The organism is Pseudomonas furukawaii, from assembly GCF_002355475.1.
GTDB lineage: Bacteria > Pseudomonadota > Gammaproteobacteria > Pseudomonadales > Pseudomonadaceae > Metapseudomonas > Metapseudomonas furukawaii.
This window is the reverse complement of record NZ_AP014862.1, coordinates 3,053,752-3,072,437: the sequence shown is the minus strand read 5'-3', so window position 1 is coordinate 3,072,437 and position 18,686 is coordinate 3,053,752. Positions and strand designations below refer to the sequence as shown.

Here is an 18,686-nt window from a genome sequence, read left to right as displayed (position 1 = left end):
TCCGAACTGCGGGCTTGTAGGAGCGAGCTCGCTCGCGAACCTTCGCCGGCAAGCCGGCTCCTACGAATCCGGGGCCTCGATGGGTTTCGCTTCGCTCTACGCCATCCTACGAACGCAGCCGGTAGGAGCGAGCTCGCTCGCGAACGGGGCCGCGCCATTCGCCGGCAAGCCGGCTCCTACGAATCCGGGGCCTCGATGGGTTTCGCTTCGCTCTACGCCATCCTACGAACGCAGCCGGTAGGAGCGAGCTCGCTCGCGAACGGGGCCGCGCCATTCGCCGGCAAGCCGGCTCCTACGAAGCCGGGGCCTCGATGGGTTTCGCTTCGCTCTACGCCATCCTGCGAACGCAGCCTGTAGGAGCGAGCTTGCTCGCGAACGGGGCCGCGCCCTTCGCCGGCAAGCCGGCTCCTACAGGCGGAAGATGCCTCAAGCCCGGACTCCATCCGGGCTGCGGGGGCGGGCCTGACCCGTCAGGCGTTCATGCTGGCGAAGTGTTCCATCATGCGCTGGGCATCGGCGTTTCGCCCGCTGAAGAGCTCGAAAGCCTTCACCGCCTGGAACACCGCCATGGTGCTGCCGTCCAGGGTGCGGCAACCGATGGCGCGGGCATCGCGCAGCAACTCGGTTTCCAGCGGGAAGTAGATGATCTCCGCCACCCAGAGGTCGGCTCGCAGCAGTTCCGCCGGCACCGGGCTGCCCGGCAGCTTGGCCATCCCGATGGGCGTGGTGTTCACCAGGCCGTCGGCTTCGGCCATGGCGTTGGCCAGGTCGGTGCCCAGCGCGGCGCGGCCGGCGCCGAAGTGCTGGTTGAGGTTGTCCACCAACGCCTGGCCACGGGCGGCGTCCACCTCGAACAGGGTCAGGCGCTCGACGCCTTCGGCCAGCAGCGCGTGGGCCACGGCTGAGCCGGCGCCGCCGGCGCCCATCTGCACCACCTGGCGACGCTGGACATCCGGCAGGCCACGGCGGAAGCCTTCGCCAAAGCCCAGGCAATCGGTGTTGTGGCCGACGCGCTTGCCGTCCTTCAGCACCACGGTGTTCACCGCGCCGATACCGGCGGCCTCGGGGGACAGTTCATCCAGCAGCGGAATGATCGCCTGCTTGCAGGGGAAGGTGATGTTGAGGCCGGTGAACCCCATCCGCTCGGCGCCGCTCAGCAGGTCGGGGAGGGCGGTGCTGTCGAGCGCGAGGGCGTCCAGGTCGATCAGCCGATAGAGATAGCGCAGCCCCTGGGCGTCGCCTTCACGCTCGTGCAGGGTCGGGGTACGGGAGGCCTGGATGCCGGAGCCGATGAGGCCCGCCAGCACGGAATTCTGGTGGTTGGACATGGTGCTCACCCCTTGCTGAACAGTTGGCCGAAGTGCTGGAGGGCCAGGCTGTAGCCCTGGCTGCCAAGACCGCAGATGACGCCGACGGCGATGGCGGAGACGAAGGAGTGGTGACGGAACGCCTCGCGCTTGTGGACGTTGGACAGGTGCACTTCGATGACCGGCAGTTCGGCGGCCACCAGGGCGTCGCGGAGGGCGACGGAGGTGTGGGTCCAGGCGGCGGGATTGATCAGGATGCCGGCGCAGCGGCCGCGGGCCTGGTGGATCCAGTCGATCAGTTCGCCTTCATGGTTGGTCTGGCGGAAATCCACCTCGAAGCCGAGGCCGGCGGCGGTGCGAACGCACTGGTCGGCGATATCGGCGAGGGTTTCATGGCCATAGGTGGCGGGCTCACGGGTGCCGAGCATGTTGAGGTTCGGGCCGTTGAGCACCAGGACGGTGCGGGTCATTACAGCAGGTCTCCATTGTTGTTCTGGTCCGGATCGAGGCGCCGGACTGGATGACCTAGAAAATGTACTAACCAGTTAATTACGTCAATTTGCCACACCGGGTTCGGTGCGGTTATCGGACGGAATCACGGGCCGCTCCTCGGGATCGCCGACGGCGGCAGCGCTCCGAGCAGTGGCGCACCTCGTGCCAGCAGCGGGCCCACTTCTTCCTCCAGGTGAAGGGCAGGCCGCAGGTGGCGCACAACTTCTGCGGCAGCTCGGATTTCTTCACAGGGCCTCACCCGCGTCGAGCCGGGCGAGCAATGTCTCACCCCGCTGCCAAAGCGCCTGTTGCCTGGCTTCATCCATGCGCTCCAGATTTCGATAGACCATGCCCAGGCGATGGTTGCCGCGCAGTTGCGGGCGGTGGCGCATGAGGAAGTGCCAGTAGAGCGCATTGAAGGGGCAGGCACGCTCGCTGGTGCTCTCGCTGACCTTGTAGTGGCAGTCGCCGCAGTAGTCGGACATCCGCTTGATGTACTGGCCGCTGGCGCAATAGGGCTTGGAGCCCAGGTACCCGCCGTCGGCGTGCATCACCATGCCCAGGGTGTTGGGCAGTTCGACCCAGTCGAAGGCGTCCATGTACACCGCCAGGTACCAGTCGCAGATGTCCTTGGGCAGGATGCCCGCCAGCAGGGCGAAGTTGCCGGTCACCATCAGCCGCTGGATGTGGTGGGCATAGGCATGCTCCAGGGTCTGGCCGATCGCCTGGCGCATGCAGTTCATGCGGGTGTCGCCGGTCCAGTAGAACTCCGGCAGGCGCCGGCTGTTGCCGAAGGCGTTGCGCTCGGCGTAGTCCGGCATCTGCAGCCAGTAGATGCCCCGCACGTACTCGCGCCAACCGATGAGTTGCCGAATGAAGCCTTCCGCCGCGTTCAGTGGCACCTCGCCCCGGCGCCAGGCGCTCTCGACATCGGCGCAGAGCTGGCGCAGGTCCAGCAGGCCGATGTTCAGGGCCGCGCTGATGCGGGCGTGGAAGAGGAAGGGCTCGCCGCTGGCCATGGCGTCCTGATAGTCCCCGAAGGCCGCCAGGCCGAAGTCGAGGAAGTGCCGCCAGAGCGCGTCCGCCGCTTCAAAGGTCACCGGGTAGTCGAAGGCGCTGAGGGTGCCGTAGTGATGGGAGAAGCGGGCCTGGACCAGGTCCAGCACCTCGCGCGTAAGGGCGTCGGCCGGGAAGTGCGGCGGCATCGGCGCCTTCACCTTGCGCGGCAGCGGCTTGCGATTCTCCTCGTCATAGTTCCAGTCCCCACCGGCGGGCGTGCCGTCAGGCTCCATGAGCAGGCCGGTGCGCCGGCGCATCTCCCGATAGAACAGCTCCATGCGCAGCTGGCGGCGGCCACCGGCCCAGCGCGCGAAGTCGCGGCGGCTGCACAGGAAACGATCATCGTCGTACCAGACGATGGGCAGGCCGCTCTCCGCCAGGGCCCGCTCCACACGGTATTCGCCGCACTCGGTGAGGTGGATTTCGCCGACGTCCAGGCGCTCGCTCCAGCGACGCAGTTCGCCGGGCAGCGTGCCGCTGTTGTCCGGGTCGTCCAGGCGCACGTAATGCACCGTCCAGCCGCGCCCCCGCAGCGCCTCGGCGAAATGCCGCATGGCGGCGAAGATCAGGGCGATCTTCTGCGGGTGATGCGGCACGTAGCTGGCTTCCGCCATCACCTCCGCCATCAGCACCGGGTCACGCTCAGGATCGAGCGAGCGCAGGCTGGCCAGGTTGAATGACAGCTGGTCCCCCAGCACCAGGGCGAGGCGCTTCACCATGGCAGCGCTTCGCCGTTGTAGCTGAAGAAGCCGCCACTGGCGGAGGCCTCCAGACGGTCGATGACCTCCAGCAGGTCGGCGGCCGCATCGGCGGCCGGGCGGCCGATCCGTGCGCCGGAGAAGGGCCGGGACAAGCCGGAATCGACGGTGCCGGGATGCAGGGCCACGACACAGGTGTTGGGGCGCGTGCGGGCCAGCTCGATGGCGGCGGTTTTCACCAGCATGTTCAACGCCGCCTTGGACGCCCGGTAGCTGTACCAGCCGCCCAGGCGGTTGTCGCCGATGCTGCCGACCTTGGCCGAGAGCAGGGCCAGCACCGAGCGCTTGCGGTCCAGCAGCGGCGCGAAATGCCGCAGCACCAGCGCCGGCCCGAACGCATTGGCGCGGAAGGTGGCCAGGAGCTGTTCGTAGGCCAGATCGCCCAGTTTCTTCTCCGGCATGAAGCGCTCGCTGTGGAGAACCCCCGCGGCGTTGACGATGAGCTGGAAGGGCCCCGACGCGCTCAGTTGCCGGGCGGCCACGCCGATGCTGTCCTCCTGGTCGAAGTCGATCATCGGATCGCTGCGACGATTCAGGCCAATGGCCACGGCGCAGTCCGGGTCGGCCCGCAGGGCATCGAGCAGGGCACCCCCAATGGCGCCGGAGGAGCCGATTACCAGCGCGCGGTAACCGGCGGGAAAGGAGTCCAGCATCGGGCGGGGCCTCTCATCTTGTACAAGTAATGGACAAGATTAGGCCAGATAATTGTACGAATGAACATTACGTACAATTAAATCTGGAGGGCGACGTACTGGGATTTCTCAGGCGCGGGTAATCACCACTTCCAGGTACTCGCTGGGCAGGATCAGTGAATCCGGCCCGGCACGATTCAGGCGTTCGATCAACTCGATCAGGTCGTTCTCCAGCGCCTGGGCGGATTCGGCGGGCAGGGCGGCGAAGGCCTTGTGGATCGGGCCGTACCAGGTGCGGAAGACTTCGAGGAAATGCTCAGCCGACTGGTAGCGGAAGTTGAACAGCCGGGGCGTGGTGACGATCTCCGCCGCGCTGTCGCCGAAGAGCGCCCGCAGGTGGCTCTCCGTGCCCCAGAGCGACGGCGGACGCACGCCGGGTGGCGGCGGCAGGTGCCGGCCGAGTGTCTTGAACACCTGGCCGATGAAGCCCTCCGGGGTCCAGTTGGCCAGGCCGATGCGGCCACCCGGGCGGCAGACCCGCGCCAGTTCGGCGGCGGCCTTCTCCTGGTCCGGGGTGAACATCACGCCGAAGGTGGACAGCACCAGGTCGAAGCTGGCGTCGGCGAAAGGCAGGTTTTCGGCATCGGCGACATGGAACTCCACCTGCAGGTGCTCGGCACGGGCGCGCTCCTGGCCGCGCTCCAGCAGCGCCGGCACATAGTCGGTGGAGGTGACGCGGCCACCCCGGCGGGCGGCGGCGAGGGTGGCGTTGCCATTGCCAGCGGCGACGTCGAGCACGGACTCGCCATAACGGATGTCGCAGGCTTCGGCGAGCAGTTCGCCCACCAGTTGCAGGGTGGTGCCGATGACGGCGTAGTCGCCGCTGGCCCAGGCGGCCTGCTGGCGGGTCTTGAGGACACTGAAATCGGTTTCGCTGGACATGGATCGGACTCCCTGGCGCGGGTAGGGGGAAGGGCCGACTGACCACTATCCGCCCAACCCCGGATGCCGTCCCGCCCCAATCGTCCGAATCCGCACCGGTCGTCAGGTCGGCAGGAGGCCCCGGCGCGACTCAACGGGATGACAGGTTCGCGCGCAGCTTGCGCAAGGCGCTCGCCAGTGCGTCCACCTCGTCCTGGTCCAGCCCCTGAAGGGCTTCCGCATGGAGCCGGGCATCCGCCGCCCGGATATCGCCCAGGGCCCTTTCCGCGTCGTCACGCAGATAGACGCGATGCGCGCGACGGTCCTCCGGGTCGGGGCGGCGCTCCACCAGTTCGCTACGCTCCAGCTGGTCCAGCAGGCGGGCGAGGGTGATGGGCTTGATCTCCAGTTGCTCGGCCAGTTCCACCTGCCGACAGCCCTCCTGACGCGCCACCCGCGCCAGGGCACGGGCCTGGCTGAGGGTCAGGTCGCTGCCGGTGATCTTCTGCTCGAACGAGCGACGCATGAGGCGCGATACGTCGGCCAGCAGAAAGCCGATGCTTTCTTCGAAGGCGGCCATGATGAGGACTCCACATAATAAGCACCGCTTACGATAGGTGCGGAAAACCCGGACCGTCAAAGGCTGAGGGTGCCGGTATCGTGCGGGGCGGAGCTTGGGCGTCGGTGAGGAGCTGCCACCGCCCTCGGTCTCCGATCGCGGATGAACCCGCAATCGGGGTGGCCAAACCGGCAGGGGCAGCTCCAGCGGGGGACCTAAACCTTCGCGAGGGGGTAATCGAGGCCGGCGGCCTCGGCGTGCATGTAACGGGGCACCTCGATCCAGGGCATCCAGAGTTCCCCCTGCCAGTCCAGCAGCAGGAGCCGCTGGGATTGCCAGCTCAGCACTATCCGGCGCGGATGGCAGCAGTCGTCGTCATGGCGGTCACGGAGCAGCGGAATCGCCTCGCGGCTCAACCATTCCTCAAGCCCCTGGCACTCGGGATGGCCGAAGCGCACCAGCGCCTTGTACAGGCCCGCCTCGCTGATGACCTGCACGGCCTCCACGCCGCCTGAGGCGTTCATGAAGTTCACCCGCCGGGTATCGAAGGGCCTCAGTCGGCGGTGCAGGGCCTGGGGATGGTGCAGCCCCAGCAGGCGGGCGAAGTCGTAGGCGCTGAACCAGGGCTGGTTATCGATCAGCACGCCCCGCAGGGGACGGTTGTGACGAACGAAGTGTGTGGGGACATAAGCATCGTGCATGGTGGAACTCCGTGGTTGATTGAGGAGCTGCCACCGTCGTCGCTAATCGAAAGGGGTGGCAGACCGCAACGGGGTTAGCGAACCGGACCACGGGCCGGCAGACCCCGAAGGGTCTCCCCGCGCGGCCTGCCATAGGGGGCGTGCAGTGTAAGGAACCGCACACTGGAGCGGTTCCGCAGGAAACGTCCGTCGTTTCCCGCTGGAACCGTAGGCAGAACACACACGTGGTTGCAGGTCGCTAAACCCGGTCGCGGCTTGACCGCGACCGGGGCACCTTAGAAATGCGACTGTCCCCGAACAAGCCAGGCAAGTTGGTTTCGGAAACTTCCCCAAGTGATTCAGCCCAAGGGGTGCGCTTCGCGCAGCGTGCGCCTTGGTCGCAGGTTCGGCGGTGCTTCTGTTCGGCCGCGTAGGGTGCGCTGCGCGCACCTGGGGGAGTTACAAAAAAAATGTCAAAACCGGCCGGAATTATGATTTTCCTGGTTTCGTCAGGAAAAACTTGAACGTCATGAGCGCCTCAGCGAGCGGCAGGCGTTCCCGGCCGGAGAATTACCTGGCCTCGATTAGAGCCCGTGCCGCGCCCGGCTGGCCTGCACCACCCGCTGGGCGGGCACCCGCAGCTGCGCCAGCAGGTACTCGGCGAAGTCGGGGGAGAAGGGTTGCAGGGCGATGGCCCGGGCCATGCAGCCCAGCCAAGCCTCGCTGAGGGCCTCGTCCACCGGCCATTGGGCGTGGAAGGACGGGATGGAGATGGAGCCGTACTTCTCGCTGAACAGCCGGGGGCCGCCCAGCCAGCCGCTGAGGAAGCAGGCCAGCTTGTCCCGGGACTGCTCCAGGCTTTCCGGGTGCAGGCGACGCAGGTCGGCGGCCTCGGGCAGCTCGTCCATGAGCCGGTAGAAGTCGTCCACCAGGCGGCGCAGGCCATCGATGCCGCCGGCGGCCTGGTAGGAGGCATCGCCGGTGCCGAAGGGAGGGGATGGGTTCATGGTGGCTCCAGTCAGTGTTGCGACAGCACGGATCGCTCGGCGGCCTGCTCGTCGCGATCCTCCAGGAATTGGGTGGGCTCGCGGCCATCGGCGTTGAGCTGGTAGATGCGCGTCGGCCGGCCTCCCTCGTCGAAGAACACCTGGCCCAGGCCGGCGGAGTTCCACAGGCGCTCGCCAGCCTGGCTGTGTTCTGGCGTCAGCGGCGTCACCTTCATCGGCCGCCGCTGGGTGAACCAGTTGAGCGGCGAGCGCGGGGCGTAGAGCCAGCGGTTGAGGCGGTCGAACAGGTCCAGCAGGCGACGGGGGAATTCGTTCTTCACGCCGCTGCTGGTGACCTGCCAGAGGGTGGGCCCCTGCCGACGGTGGCGGATACGCACCTGGTAGACGAAGGAGTAGTGCACGTCGCCGGAGAGGATGGTGTAGCAGCCCGGCGTGCGGGAGTGACGGAAGATGTTCAGGATCACCTGGGCCGCGCCGCGATGGGCCATCCAGTTCTCCGCATCCACCAGCAGCGGATGGCCGAAGAAGCTGAAGATCCGCTGCACCGTTTCGATCAGCTTGACCCCGAACACCGGCGCCGGGGAGACGACGATGGCGGAGGGGTGGTCCAGCAGTTCCTGCTGCAACTCCGACAGGGCCTCCCAGTCCAGCAGGCCGGAGGGGCGCTTGAGGTCGATCTCACTGCGCCAGCGCCGCGTGCGGGTGTCCAGCACCACCAGGGCCGGCGTGCTGGGCAGCACGTACTGCCAGCGATTGAAGCTCAGCAGCCGGTCAATGAGGGCGTCGAGCAGGGCGCTGTCGAGCCGGCCGGCGGCGTCCCGTTCGGCACAGAGCTGGCCAAGGTCGTCCTGCAGCACGTCGAAGGCATCCGGGTCGTTGCCCCAGCCCTGGCAGAGCAGGTAGGCCAGCAGGGCATTGCCGATGATGCGCTTGGAGAAGGGATGGCCGTAGGCGGTCAGCTCCCACTGGGCGGAGAGGTTCCAGTCGTCGGTGATGTCGTGGTCGTCGAAGATCATCAGCGTCGGCAGGTGCGCCAGCACCCGGGCGACACCGGGCAGTCCCTCGCGGAAGCCGGCCAGGCGCTGCTCCTCCAACTGGTAGCGCGCGCGTTTATCCGCATCCAGTTCGGGCATCTCCGGGTCGACCAGGGCCCAGGGCAGCGGCGACCAGACCAGCAGGTACATGGCGATGACCTCGGCCAGGGTCACCAGGTGATTCTCGGCATTGCTGCTGGTGAAGATGGGCTTGCGGGCGCCGCCGAAGAAGCGCTCACGCAGGGATTCGTTGCTTTCCAGGGCCGGCAGGAGGTCGGCGCGGTGGTAATAGCCGGCCGGATGGCGGAAGAGCGCCTCGCTGTCGGCCACCACGGCGCCTTCCAGCTGCTCGCCGAACAGCCCCAGTCGCTCGATCAACTGGTGGATGGCTCGCAACATGGGGCCGGCCACGTCGTCGGCATAGACCTGGTCGCCGGTCAGCATCAGCAGCGCGGGACGCTGCTCGGGCGCGGGGCCCGCCGCCAGCAGGCGATCCGCGCAGAGCAGCCCGTCCGCCGCCGGGTGATGGGGCTTGCGGCACGAGCCGTGGAGCAACTGGTCGATGCGCGAACGCAGCACGAAGGCCGGCAGCCGCTCGTGGCCATAGAGCAGGTGCGGCGCCCAGTCGGCGATGCCCCGGCCGTCGATGAGCAGGTCGTAGGCGATTTCCTGGTCCAGCGGCAGCGGCTCGTCGAGCTTCAGGTCGATCAGGTGGACGAAGGCGTGCTGCCCCAAGGGCAGGATCCGACAGGCATCGCCGCCCAGCTGGAACTCCCGGTTCCGCTCCGCCGTCGTCAGCCGCAGCACCGGTTCCAACGCCGTCGACCCCACCAGCCAGAGCACCAGGCGCTGTGGCTCCAGCCGACGCAGGATGGGGCCGGCCAGGACGGCGGGAAGGGTTTCCGGGGAAGCGACTGCGGACATCGGGACAACGGACCTGATGGAAATGGGCGCAACAGGATAGCGCGGCGTGTCAGCTCCGAGGATGGCCGGGGTAGGAAAATTCAGCTCATTTTAAGGTGCGCCCGACGTCGTCGTGGCAGCGGACAGGTTCGCGGAGGCCGGCCCGGAAGGCGGCGAACTCTCGCTGCGGGTAGTCCATTGCACCACCAGCATGCCGGCGAGGATCAGCGCGACCCCGAGAATCCTCCCACCGTTGGCCTGCTTGACCGGTAAACCCATCAGGCCGAAATGGTCGATCAGCAGGGAGGCGAGCATTTGTCCGGCGATCACGCAGACGATGAAGTTTCCGGCTCCGACCCGGGGAGTCAGCAACAGCGCGGCAGTGATGTAGATGACCCCGGCGACGCCACCGAGCCAGGCCCAGGCGGGCAACTGGGCGGCAGGCCCCAGGAGCGGCGCCGGCACGCGCATGGCGAGGAGCACCGGCAGGACCACCAGCAGGCTCACCAGCAGGGATGTCACGGTCGCCCAGAGCGGGTGACCGAGGGCCCGACCGAGGGCTGCATTGCTGCCGGCCTGGAAGGGAACCAGGGCGCCGGCAACCAGGGCCGCGCAAGCCAATGCGAGGGCGGTAAGGGGGATCGGGGAGTTCATGGAGTCACCTCAGGCGTGTCCGTTCTGACTGAGGGAGTATTGGTGCATCAGAAATTCGAATGGAAATTCGTAATCGAGCAGCCTTAAATTCGTCAAATGAATAATCTTCGACGCATCGACCTGAACCTGCTGGTCACTCTCCATGCCCTGCTGGTGGAAAAGCACATCTCCCGCGCAGCCCTGCGCCTGCACCGGAGCCAGCCCGCCGTCAGCCACGCCCTGGCCCATCTGCGCAAGCTGTTCGATGACCCCTTGCTGGTTCGTCGTTCGGGCAAGCTGGAGCTGACCGCCAGGGCCCACGAACTGATGCAGCCGCTGACCGAAGCGCTCGGTCAACTCGGGGCGCTGCTGGAACCGCCACGGTTCGATCCGAGCCGGGCGGAGCGGACCTTCCGCCTGGCCATGTCGGACTACGGTGCGCGGGTCGTGCTGCCCGGCCTGGTGCGGACCCTGCGCCAGATGGCCCCTGGCGTCGAACTGGCAGTGAGCCAGGCGAGCCGCGAGGCGATGCTGGCTGACGTGATGGATGGCGAGACCGACCTGGCACTGGGGGTCTTTCCCGACCCTGGGCCCGCCTCATTGCGCAGCCAGACGCTGTTCACCGAAAGCTTCGCCTGCCTGGCGGACGCCTCGACCTTGCCCGAAAGCGGCGTGCTCAGTCGTGAAGCCTGGCTGGCCAGGCCCCACGTCCTGGTGGCCGTGCGGGCCGCCGCCGACGGGGAGATAGACCCGGTTCTGGCCCTTGAAGGACTGAGCCGGCGCGTCTCCGTACTGCTGCCCCACTGGAGCGTCGCCAATGAACTGATCGCGGGCACCGACCTCGTGCTGACCGTGGCGCGGCGCAACCTGGCGGGCATCGACGCCGACCCACGCCTGAAGGTGTTCGAGCCGCCCCTGGCGATCCCGCCCTTCGACTTCAGGATGGTCTGGCACCCGCGCCGCGATCCCGACCCCGCCCATGGCTGGCTCCGCCAGCTGGTCACGGACCTGGTGACCGAGAGCTGACAGGGCAGCACTCTCGACGGGCGATCCATCCGCAGATTGACGCTCATGGACCGCGCGCCCCTGCAGTTCGCCGCAACCTGACACCTCGGCAACCGCTGGTCCTGCCCGGGTAGCGCTGCGTCGCTTGGGCAGGCTTGCCACGCGGTGTTCACGCTGTCCCGACCTAAGCTTTGAAACACACCCAGAACGGGTTGTTGCCGGGTAGCTGTGGATGAAGAACCGTAATTCGATTCGTGGCCGAATGGTTGCTGCCTTTGTGCTCTTGGCGGCGATCATCGGTGGCGTGTTCGCGGGCTCGGCTTTCTTCGTGATTGAGCTAATCGAACACCAGTTGATCGACAAGCGTCTCACGCGCGTCGCCGAGTCCTGGACGTCAGGCTCGAACAGTGCGGCGCAGCTGCAGGCGAGCGACCTGAACCTCTACGTCGGCCAGCAGATCCCGCCGCCCTTGCAGCGGTTGACTCCGGGTGTCCACGAATTGCGTCTGAACGGTCGGACGCTGCACGCGTTGATCAGTGAGGCGGACGGCCAGCGCTATGCGGTAGTGGATGACGAAAGCGATTTCGAAGCGATTGAGGACCGTACCTATCTTGCCTTGAGCCTGGCGTTTCTGGGCGGCCTCGCATTGGCGTTGCTGATCGGACGGGCCAGTGCAAGCCGGGTGATTCTCCCCCTGACCGAACTGGCCTCCGCAGTACAGGACGAAGGGCGTGAGGTAGCGCTTCCCGGCCTTGATGCAGTCGACGAGATCGGTGTGTTGGCTCGCGCGATCGAGGACCGCACCCATCAGCTCAGCCATGCGCTCCAGCGTGAGCGCTGGTTCACCGCTGACATCAGTCATGAACTGCGTACACCACTGACGATCATGCTCGCCGCCTCGGAGGTGCTGGGACGGCGATTGAGGCGTCATCCCAGGTTGCTGACGATAACTGAGCATATTCGGCATAACGCGGCGGATATCACGCGGCAGATGACCGCCCTGTTGGAGCTGGCGCGGGTTCCCGAGAGTACGCACCCCCTCCGCATCGCCCTGCGCCCGCTGATCGAGCAGGAGCTGGAACGTTGGCAACCGTTGCTGGCGGGTAAACCCCTGGAGATCAGGTTGATCGCGACTGAGGACGTGCAGGTTCCCGCCATTCCGGAGTTGGTTGCCATCGCGCTGAACCACCTCCTGCGAAATGCCTGCCTGCACGCTGAAGGCGGCGTGATAGCCGTCCATCTGAACGCCAGCGGGATCGCCATCGAGCACAACGGAACCCGGGGACCGGACGCCCCCGAAAGAGGCCGATTCGATGGTCCGCCACGTGCTCATGACGACACCAACGAGCTCGGCTTGAGTTTGTCCATCGTCAAGCGCGTGGCCGATCACTTGGGTTGGACAGTGCGCCATACGTTCACGACGCCGGGAAGTAGCCGATACACCCTGGAGTTCAACCTCAAGCAGGGCCAAGCGCTGCCTACGGCGCGTACGGGATGAGAGCGTGACTGAGCACAGAGGCTGTGGCCGCAGTCTTCGACAGGCCGCTAGCCTTCCGATCACCGAGGTCGCAGCGGGGGCGATCAGGAAGCCATTCGCCGAAGGTGAGACTCGGACGCAAGTCACGTGGCTGTTCCTTCAGTTCGCGTATGGAAAACCGCAGAGCGTTTTCCACCATCGATCGTCCAGGCTGCCTCGATTGGTACACCACCTGGAGCACAACCAAGTGGTGTACTGCTGTTAACGAAGGCTCCCCGGATCGGCTAGTTCAGATCGCCTCGCTCGGCCCCTGGCCAGCCGGCCTGACGCAGGGCTTTCAACAGTGTGGCGGCGTCCAGTCCACGTGCCGTGTGGCCATTTCCTTCGGTGGTGGTGGCTGCCAACAGCGCATTGATGATGGCTTCCTCCACGGCCTCCGAGGCAGCGAGGAACAAGTCGCCGATATGGTCGTTGTTGACCATGCGCAGGCCGTCGCAGGTGAAGGCGCCCTTGCGCTCGTAAGCGGTTGCCTCAAGCTGCTGGTTGCCGGTGGAGAAGGCGACGAAGATATCGCCGCTGCAGTCTTCGTTACCTCCGCCGGTGCGGGCGATGCCGATGCTGGCGCGCTGGGCCAGGCGGGTGCACTGGTGCGGCAGCAGCGGCGCATCGGTGGCCAGGCAGACCACGATCGAGCCCATGCCGGGATGCGGCAGATCGGCACGGAGGAACGGCGAGGTGGCCTTTTCCATGTAGCGTCCCACCGGATAGCCATCGACGCGCAACTCGCGGCGCGTGCCGTGGTTGGCCTGGACTATGGCGCCGACTGTCCAGCCGCCCTGCGCGGCGCTCAGACGTCGCGAGGCGGTGCCGATGCCGCCCTTGTACTCGTGGCAGATCATGCCGCTGCCACCGCCGACCGCACCTTCGGCCACCGGGCCGCCGACGGCGCGGTCCAGGGCTTCGGCCACATGCTCGGCGCGTACGTGGAAGCCGTTGATGTCATTGAGCAGGCCGTCGAAGGTTTCCAGCACCACCGGCATGTTCCAGTACAGGCGCCCGTCATCGGGCCGATCCTGGCGGTCCAGGGCAACCAGCGCGTCGCGCACCACACCAACGCTGTGGGTGTTGGTGAAGGCGATCGGGCTGGTCAGCAGGCCGGCCTCGCGAATCCACTCCAGGCCCGTGGCATCGCCATTGCCGTTGAGGATGTGCACGCCAGCGAAACATGGCTGCTGGGTGGTGGAACCCGCACGTGGCTCTATCACAGTGACGCCGGTATTGATGTCGCGGCCGTTGGCTGTGCGCCCCCGCACATTGCTGTGACCGACGCGGACGCCGGGTACATCGGTGATGGCGTTGAGGGGGCCGGGTTGCAGTTGGCCGAATTGGATTTGCAGATCGCGGGCACGAGATTTCATGGTCTCTCTCATGGTCAGGTGGATTTCAGGAAATGTCCGGGTGGTTCACTGGCCGCTCTTCACCTTGCTCCAGACGCGGGTGCGGATGCGCTCGGTCTTCTTCGGCAGGGGCTCCAGGGTGAACAACCTGGCCATGGTCTCTGCCGACGGATAAACGGCCGGGTTGTTGCGGGTCTCGGCGCTGACCAGGGGCGTCGCGCTGCGGTTGCCGTTGGGGTAGCGCAGGTAGTCGGTAATCGGCGCGATGACTTCCGGGCGCATCAGGTAGTCGATGAAGGCCAGCCCCTGGGCGGGGTGGGGCGCCTGCTTGAGCAGTACCAGGGTGTCGAACCACAGCGGCGCGCCTTCCTTCGGCAGGCTGTATTCGATGCGCACGCCGTTACCGGCCTGCACGGCGTTGGCCTTGGCGTCCAGCATGCCGCCGGCCCAGCCCACCGCCACGCAGATATCGCCGTTGGACAGGTCGGTGATGAATTTGGACGAGTTGAAGTAGGCGATGTGCGGACGCAGCTTGAGCAGCAGCGCCTCGGCCTTCTGGTAATCGTCGGGGTTATTGCTGTTGGGTGGCAGCCCCAGGTACTGCAGGACGATGGGCAGTATCTCGGAGGGCGAGTCGAGCAAGGCGACGCCGCACTGGCTGAGCCTGGCCAGATTTTCCTCCTTGAACAGCAGATCCCAGGAGTCCACCGGGGCCTGCTCGCCGAGGGCGGCGCGGACCTTGTCGACGTTGTAGCCGATACCATTGGTGCCCCACATGTAAGGCACGGCATAGCGGTTGCCCGGATCGTTGCTGGCCAGCTTGGCCAGCAGCTCAGGGTCTATGTGCTTGAGGTTCGGGAGTTTGGCGGGATCCAGGGGCTCGAGGACGCCGGCCTTGATCAGCGTCGGCAGACTGAAGTTGCTGGCTACCACCACGTCGTAACCGCTACCGCCGGTGAGCAGCTTGCTCTCCAGGATTTCAGCGCTGTCGAAGGTGTCGTAGATGGGCATGATGCCCGTGTCGCGCTTGAAGTCTTTCAGGGTTGTGGGACCGATATAGTCATACCAGTTGTACACATGCACGCTAGGGGAATCCGCTGCGGCGGCCGCTATCCAGGCCGATAGGCAGGCACCCATTCCGAGGTTGAGATACGAGCGGTGACGACGCATGATGTGGCGCTCCTGGCCTGCTGTAGGCCGGTGAAGATCGGGAGGATGCAGCGTATCCGCAGGGGTGGTACTCACCCATTCCCATCATGGGTTACTCGAAAGGGGTAGTGCGTGGAAGCCTTGTTGAAAGAGTTGCCCATACACCAGAGCCTGGCGCGGGTATTCGGCGCCCTGGGCCAGGACGGATTCTGGCGCTGCCTGGTGGACACCCTGCGTCTGTTGGTGCCGCTGGACAATGCCCTGGTGACCCTGAACCAGCCAGGCCGGGTGCCGCATCTTCTGGCCGACTTCGAGTTCCGCGCCGGGGTGGACGAGCGAGAGGATCTGGCGGACTACTGCGCCGGCATGTACCTGCTCGATCCGTTCTACCAGGCCGCCTGCAGCGGCATCGCCGATGGCCTGCACAGCCTCGAGTCGGTAGCGCCCGACCAGTTCCAGCAGAGCGAGTACTACCTCAGCTACTTCCGCCCGGTGGTTGGCAGTGGTGAACTGCAGTTCATCTGCAAGCTCGAAGGCGCCGTGCTCGGTCTGTCTCTGGGGCGCTCCACCGCCTTCGGCCACGACGAGCAGGGCCGCCTGTTGTGCGTGCGCGACTGGGTGCTGGCCGCCATGCGTCGGCACTTGCAACTCTTGCCGCCGACGGGCCGGGTCGCCGCGGCTGCGACCGGCGATCTAGCGACCCTGCTGGACCGCTTGGACGCGCGCCTGTCCGCGCGCGAGCTGGAAACCGCCCAACTGATTCTGCAGGGGTTCTCCAGCAAGGCAATCGCCCAACGCCTGGGCATCTCCCCGGAAACGGTGAAGGTGCACCGACGCAATCTCTACCACAAGCTCAGCGTCAACGGTCACGCCGAGCTCTTCGGCCTGCTGCTACAGCCGCGTTGAGCAGCCGCTGAGCATCAGTCGGCCAATCGCTGGGGGCCAGGCCACGTCCTGCAAAGTCAGGCTCATGACTCCTACCCGTGGTGGGTTACCCCATCGACGTGATTACCTGCCGTTCTGCGGCTCGCCATACGTCGACTCGTCGCCTCATTTCGGTCGGCGCGTGGGCAGCCCCCATTCTGGTCATCCGCGCCGGGGTTCCTCGGGATTCCAGGCCCGGATCAGTTCCAGGTAGCGCCGTGCCGCCAACCCCGGCGGCCGGCTTTTCAGCCAGAGGATGTCCACCCAGAGACGCAGGCGGCTGGCCATGTTGTCGAAGCGCACCTCCGCCAGGGCACCAGAGGCCATCAGCGGCTGGACCAGGGGAGCGGGCAGGTAGGCCCAGCCAAGTCCGGCCTGCACCAGGTCCAGGGTCGCCAGGTAGCTGTCGGTGAGCCAGATTCGGTGGGACAGCACCATTTGCGGGTCGGAGCCGGTCGCTTCGCCGCTGGCGACGATGATCTGGCGGACCTCCGCACGCAGCCGCTCATCCAGCAGGCGGTTCCCCAGCACCGGGCTGGCCACCGCCACCAGCAACTGGCTGCCGGCTTCGAGGAAGCTTTCCCGTTCGTCGATGCCCGGGCGCTCGAACACCAGCGCCAATTGCACCTCGCCGTCGTGGAGCTGGCGTACCGCTTCCGCCTGGGTCGCGGATCGCAGCTCGATTTCCAGAGTGGGGAACTCGTCCGCGAGGGTCGCCAGCGGCCGGCTCCAGGGCCCGGCCTGAAGCTCAGGCGCCATGGCCAGGACCAGCCGGGGCTCCAACCCCTGGTGCAGTTGCAGGGCTTGGGCGTCGAGCAGGTTGAACTGCGCCGCCACCTGCCGGGCCTGGGGCTCCAGGGCGCGGGCGGCGGCGGTGGGGAGCGCATTGCGGCTGCTGCGATCGAAGAGGGTCAGGTCCAGCTCGGCTTCGAGCTGGGCGATGGCCATGCTGACGGCCGAAGGCACTCGGCCCAGGCGCCGCGCGGCGGCCGAGAAGGAGCCGCACTCCAGTACGGCGAGAAACATCTGCAGGGAATCACGGGAGAAGCTCATGGGCTGGTTTTCAATTTTTCTGATAGCTGTCGTCTTTTTCTATCAGCGATCAAGGTCTAGTTTCCACTCCATCGATGAACAACGGGGGGGTCAGTGGAAATGTCCAGCATGTCGTGGGAGGGCCAGGTGGCCCTGGTCAGCGGCGCCGGCAGCGAGGCGGGCATCGGCATGGCGATCGCGCGTCGCCTGGGCGCGAACGGCGTCAGGCTCATCGTCACCGCCAGCAGCGCGCGTATCACGGAACGGGTCGCGGAATTGCGCGCCATGGGTTTTGCAGCGGAGGGCAGGGCGGTCGACCTGACCGATGAGGCGCAGGTGCGCAGCTTCGCCGCCTGGGCCGAGTCGCTCTGGGGACGCGTCGACATCCTGGTGAACAACGCCGGCATGGCCATGCAGGGCAGTCCGGAGCCTTTCGCCGACGTGGCGGATATGGACCTGGCCACCTGGGAGCTGTCCATCGCCCGCAACCTGACCACCGCCTTCCTGCTCACCCGGGCACTGCTGCCCGGCATGAAGACGCGGGGCTATGGCCGCATCGTGCAGATCAGTTCCACCACCGGCACCCGAGGCGGCAACCCCGGGGAGGCGGCCTACAGCGCGGCCAAGGCGGGCATGGTGGGCCTGAACATGGGCCTGGCGCCGGAGGTGGCCAAGCAGGGCATCACCGTCAACTCGGTGGCGCCGGGCTGGATCGCCACCGGCTCCAGCACGCCGGAGGAAGTGGAAGCGGCGCGCTACGTGCCCGTCGGCCGGGCAGGGCGGCCGGAGGAGGTGGCCAGTGCCGTGGCCTTCCTCGCATCGCCGGAAGCCAGCTACATCACCGGCGAGTTGCTGGTGGTGGACGGTGGCAATTGCCTGGTGGAAAACAAGGCCCCCTGAGGCAAGGAGCAGGAGCATGAACGAATCCGTGGTACTGATCACCGGCGCCGCAGGTGGCCTGGGACGGGCGCTGGTGCGCCGCTTCAGCGAAGGGGGCTGGCGCGTCCTGGCCACCGATCTGGATGCCGCCGGACTGGCGGAGGTGCAGGCAATTCACCCCGCCTGCGCCATTTACGCCGGGGATATCCGCCAGCCCGCTACCTGCCGGGCGGCGGTGGCGGCGGCCGTCTCGGCCTACGGGCGCCTGGACGCCCTGGTCAACGCCGCAGGGGTCTGGCGCGAGGGGCCGGTGGAGCGCTTCAGCGAGGAGGATTTCGACCTGGTGCTGGGGGTGAACCTCAAGGCGGCCTTCTTCATGTGTTCCGCCGCCATCCCTCACCTGAAGGCCAGCGCGGGCGCCATCGTCAATATCTCCAGCGATGCGGGGCGCCAGGGCAACCGCAATGCGGCGGCCTATTGCGCGAGCAAGGGCGGGCTGGCCCTGCTGACCCGGACGCTGGCCCTGGACCTGGCCCCGGACGGGGTGCGCTGCAATGCCGTTTCCCCCGGCGATATCGAGACTCCGATGCTGAAGTTCCAGGCCGAGCGCTATGGCAACGGCGACCCGCAAGGCTACTACCGAGACCTGCTGGCGAAGTACCCGCAGCAGCAGCGCGCCCGCTTCATCCAGCCGGAAGAGGTGGCCGAACTGGCGTACTTCCTCTGCCAGCCGAGCGCCCGTTCCATCACCGGCGCGGACATGGCCATCGACTGCGGGCTGTCGGCGGGGATCTGAGCCGGCCGGCTTTGCGTGGGCACGGTGATGGGTTTCGCTGCG

At 66.7% G+C, this 18,686-nt stretch carries 19 protein-coding genes; 5 read left to right on the top strand and 14 right to left on the bottom strand.

All coding sequences use genetic code 11. The annotated features are described in order from the left end of the window. Positions 1 to 470: 470 nt before the first annotated feature. From KF707C_RS14380 to KF707C_RS14330, 11 genes are all read right to left on the bottom strand, one after another. Complete coding sequence (locus KF707C_RS14380; RefSeq protein ID WP_003452262.1) at positions 471 to 1,328, bottom strand: shikimate dehydrogenase; 858 nt, start codon at positions 1,326 to 1,328, stop codon at positions 471 to 473. 5 nt (positions 1,329 to 1,333) lie between these two features. Beyond that, positions 1,334 to 1,777, bottom strand: a complete 444-nt coding sequence (gene aroQ, locus KF707C_RS14375) for a type II 3-dehydroquinate dehydratase (RefSeq protein WP_003452263.1) — start codon at positions 1,775 to 1,777, stop codon at positions 1,334 to 1,336. A gap of 112 nt (positions 1,778 to 1,889) precedes the next feature. Beyond that, positions 1,890 to 2,048, bottom strand: coding sequence for a DUF2256 domain-containing protein (locus KF707C_RS14370; RefSeq protein ID WP_081608085.1), 159 nt, complete (start codon positions 2,046 to 2,048; stop codon positions 1,890 to 1,892). Further along, a complete protein-coding gene (locus tag KF707C_RS14365; protein ID WP_003452264.1) occupies positions 2,045 to 3,577 on the bottom strand; it encodes a cryptochrome/photolyase family protein in 1,533 nt (510 codons plus the stop codon). The genes KF707C_RS14370 and KF707C_RS14365 overlap by 4 nt, the downstream gene beginning before the upstream one ends. Next, on the bottom strand, positions 3,571 to 4,269 hold the full coding sequence (locus KF707C_RS14360) for an SDR family NAD(P)-dependent oxidoreductase (RefSeq protein ID WP_003452265.1): 699 nt from the start codon (positions 4,267 to 4,269) through the stop codon (positions 3,571 to 3,573). Before KF707C_RS14360 ends, KF707C_RS14365 begins: the two co-directional genes overlap by 7 nt. A gap of 108 nt (positions 4,270 to 4,377) precedes the next feature. Next, on the bottom strand, positions 4,378 to 5,190 hold the full coding sequence (locus tag KF707C_RS14355; RefSeq protein WP_003452268.1) for a class I SAM-dependent methyltransferase: 813 nt from the start codon (positions 5,188 to 5,190) through the stop codon (positions 4,378 to 4,380). Between the two features lie 130 nt (positions 5,191 to 5,320). Beyond that, positions 5,321 to 5,749: a MarR family winged helix-turn-helix transcriptional regulator gene (locus KF707C_RS14350; protein ID WP_003452269.1), complete on the bottom strand. Its 429-nt coding sequence runs from the start codon at positions 5,747 to 5,749 to the stop codon at positions 5,321 to 5,323. Between the two features lie 194 nt (positions 5,750 to 5,943). Beyond that, positions 5,944 to 6,429, bottom strand: a complete 486-nt coding sequence (locus KF707C_RS14345) for a BRO-N domain-containing protein (protein ID WP_003452271.1) — start codon at positions 6,427 to 6,429, stop codon at positions 5,944 to 5,946. 563 nt (positions 6,430 to 6,992) lie between these two features. Next, positions 6,993 to 7,415, bottom strand: coding sequence for a group II truncated hemoglobin (locus tag KF707C_RS14340; RefSeq protein WP_003452272.1), 423 nt, complete (start codon positions 7,413 to 7,415; stop codon positions 6,993 to 6,995). Between the two features lie 11 nt (positions 7,416 to 7,426). Next, complete coding sequence (locus KF707C_RS14335; RefSeq protein WP_003452274.1) at positions 7,427 to 9,373, bottom strand: alkaline phosphatase D family protein; 1,947 nt, start codon at positions 9,371 to 9,373, stop codon at positions 7,427 to 7,429. Between the two features lie 90 nt (positions 9,374 to 9,463). Beyond that, positions 9,464 to 10,006, bottom strand: a complete 543-nt coding sequence (locus KF707C_RS14330) for a DMT family transporter (protein WP_003452276.1) — start codon at positions 10,004 to 10,006, stop codon at positions 9,464 to 9,466. A 96-nt stretch (positions 10,007 to 10,102) separates the two neighbouring features. On the opposite strand from KF707C_RS14330, the gene KF707C_RS14325 reads away from it, so the two are divergent. Together KF707C_RS14325 and KF707C_RS14320 are read left to right on the top strand one after the other, a co-directional pair. Further along, entirely contained in the window at positions 10,103 to 11,011 is a 909-nt protein-coding gene (locus KF707C_RS14325; RefSeq protein ID WP_003452278.1) for a LysR family transcriptional regulator, read from the top strand. A gap of 211 nt (positions 11,012 to 11,222) precedes the next feature. Further along, entirely contained in the window at positions 11,223 to 12,488 is a 1,266-nt protein-coding gene (locus KF707C_RS14320; protein ID WP_069776289.1) for a sensor histidine kinase, read from the top strand. 263 nt (positions 12,489 to 12,751) lie between these two features. Here KF707C_RS14320 and KF707C_RS14315 read toward each other — a convergent pair whose 3' ends face one another. Then, on the bottom strand, positions 12,752 to 13,885 hold the full coding sequence (locus tag KF707C_RS14315) for a DmpA family aminopeptidase (RefSeq protein WP_003452281.1): 1,134 nt from the start codon (positions 13,883 to 13,885) through the stop codon (positions 12,752 to 12,754). Between the two features lie 45 nt (positions 13,886 to 13,930). After that, positions 13,931 to 15,034, bottom strand: a complete 1,104-nt coding sequence (locus KF707C_RS14310) for a polyamine ABC transporter substrate-binding protein (protein WP_003452283.1) — start codon at positions 15,032 to 15,034, stop codon at positions 13,931 to 13,933. A 111-nt stretch (positions 15,035 to 15,145) separates the two neighbouring features. Between KF707C_RS14310 and KF707C_RS14305 the strand changes: the two genes are divergently transcribed. Beyond that, positions 15,146 to 15,919, top strand: a complete 774-nt coding sequence (locus tag KF707C_RS14305) for a response regulator transcription factor (RefSeq protein WP_003452284.1) — start codon at positions 15,146 to 15,148, stop codon at positions 15,917 to 15,919. 180 nt (positions 15,920 to 16,099) lie between these two features. On the opposite strand, the gene KF707C_RS14300 is transcribed toward KF707C_RS14305, so the two are convergent. Next, positions 16,100 to 16,990, bottom strand: a complete 891-nt coding sequence (locus KF707C_RS14300; protein WP_003452286.1) for a LysR family transcriptional regulator — start codon at positions 16,988 to 16,990, stop codon at positions 16,100 to 16,102. Positions 16,991 to 17,098: 108 nt separating this feature from the next. Here KF707C_RS14300 and KF707C_RS14295 point away from each other — a divergent pair, with 108 nt between their 5' ends. Continuing rightward, the gene (locus KF707C_RS14295; RefSeq protein ID WP_003452289.1) at positions 17,099 to 17,869 is read left to right on the top strand and encodes an SDR family NAD(P)-dependent oxidoreductase; all 771 of its coding nucleotides are present in this window, start codon (positions 17,099 to 17,101) and stop codon (positions 17,867 to 17,869) included. Between the two features lie 16 nt (positions 17,870 to 17,885). After that, positions 17,886 to 18,644 (top strand): SDR family NAD(P)-dependent oxidoreductase, encoded by a 759-nt coding sequence (locus KF707C_RS14290; protein ID WP_003452290.1) that lies wholly within the window; start codon positions 17,886 to 17,888, stop codon positions 18,642 to 18,644. Positions 18,645 to 18,686: the final 42 nt, after the last annotated feature.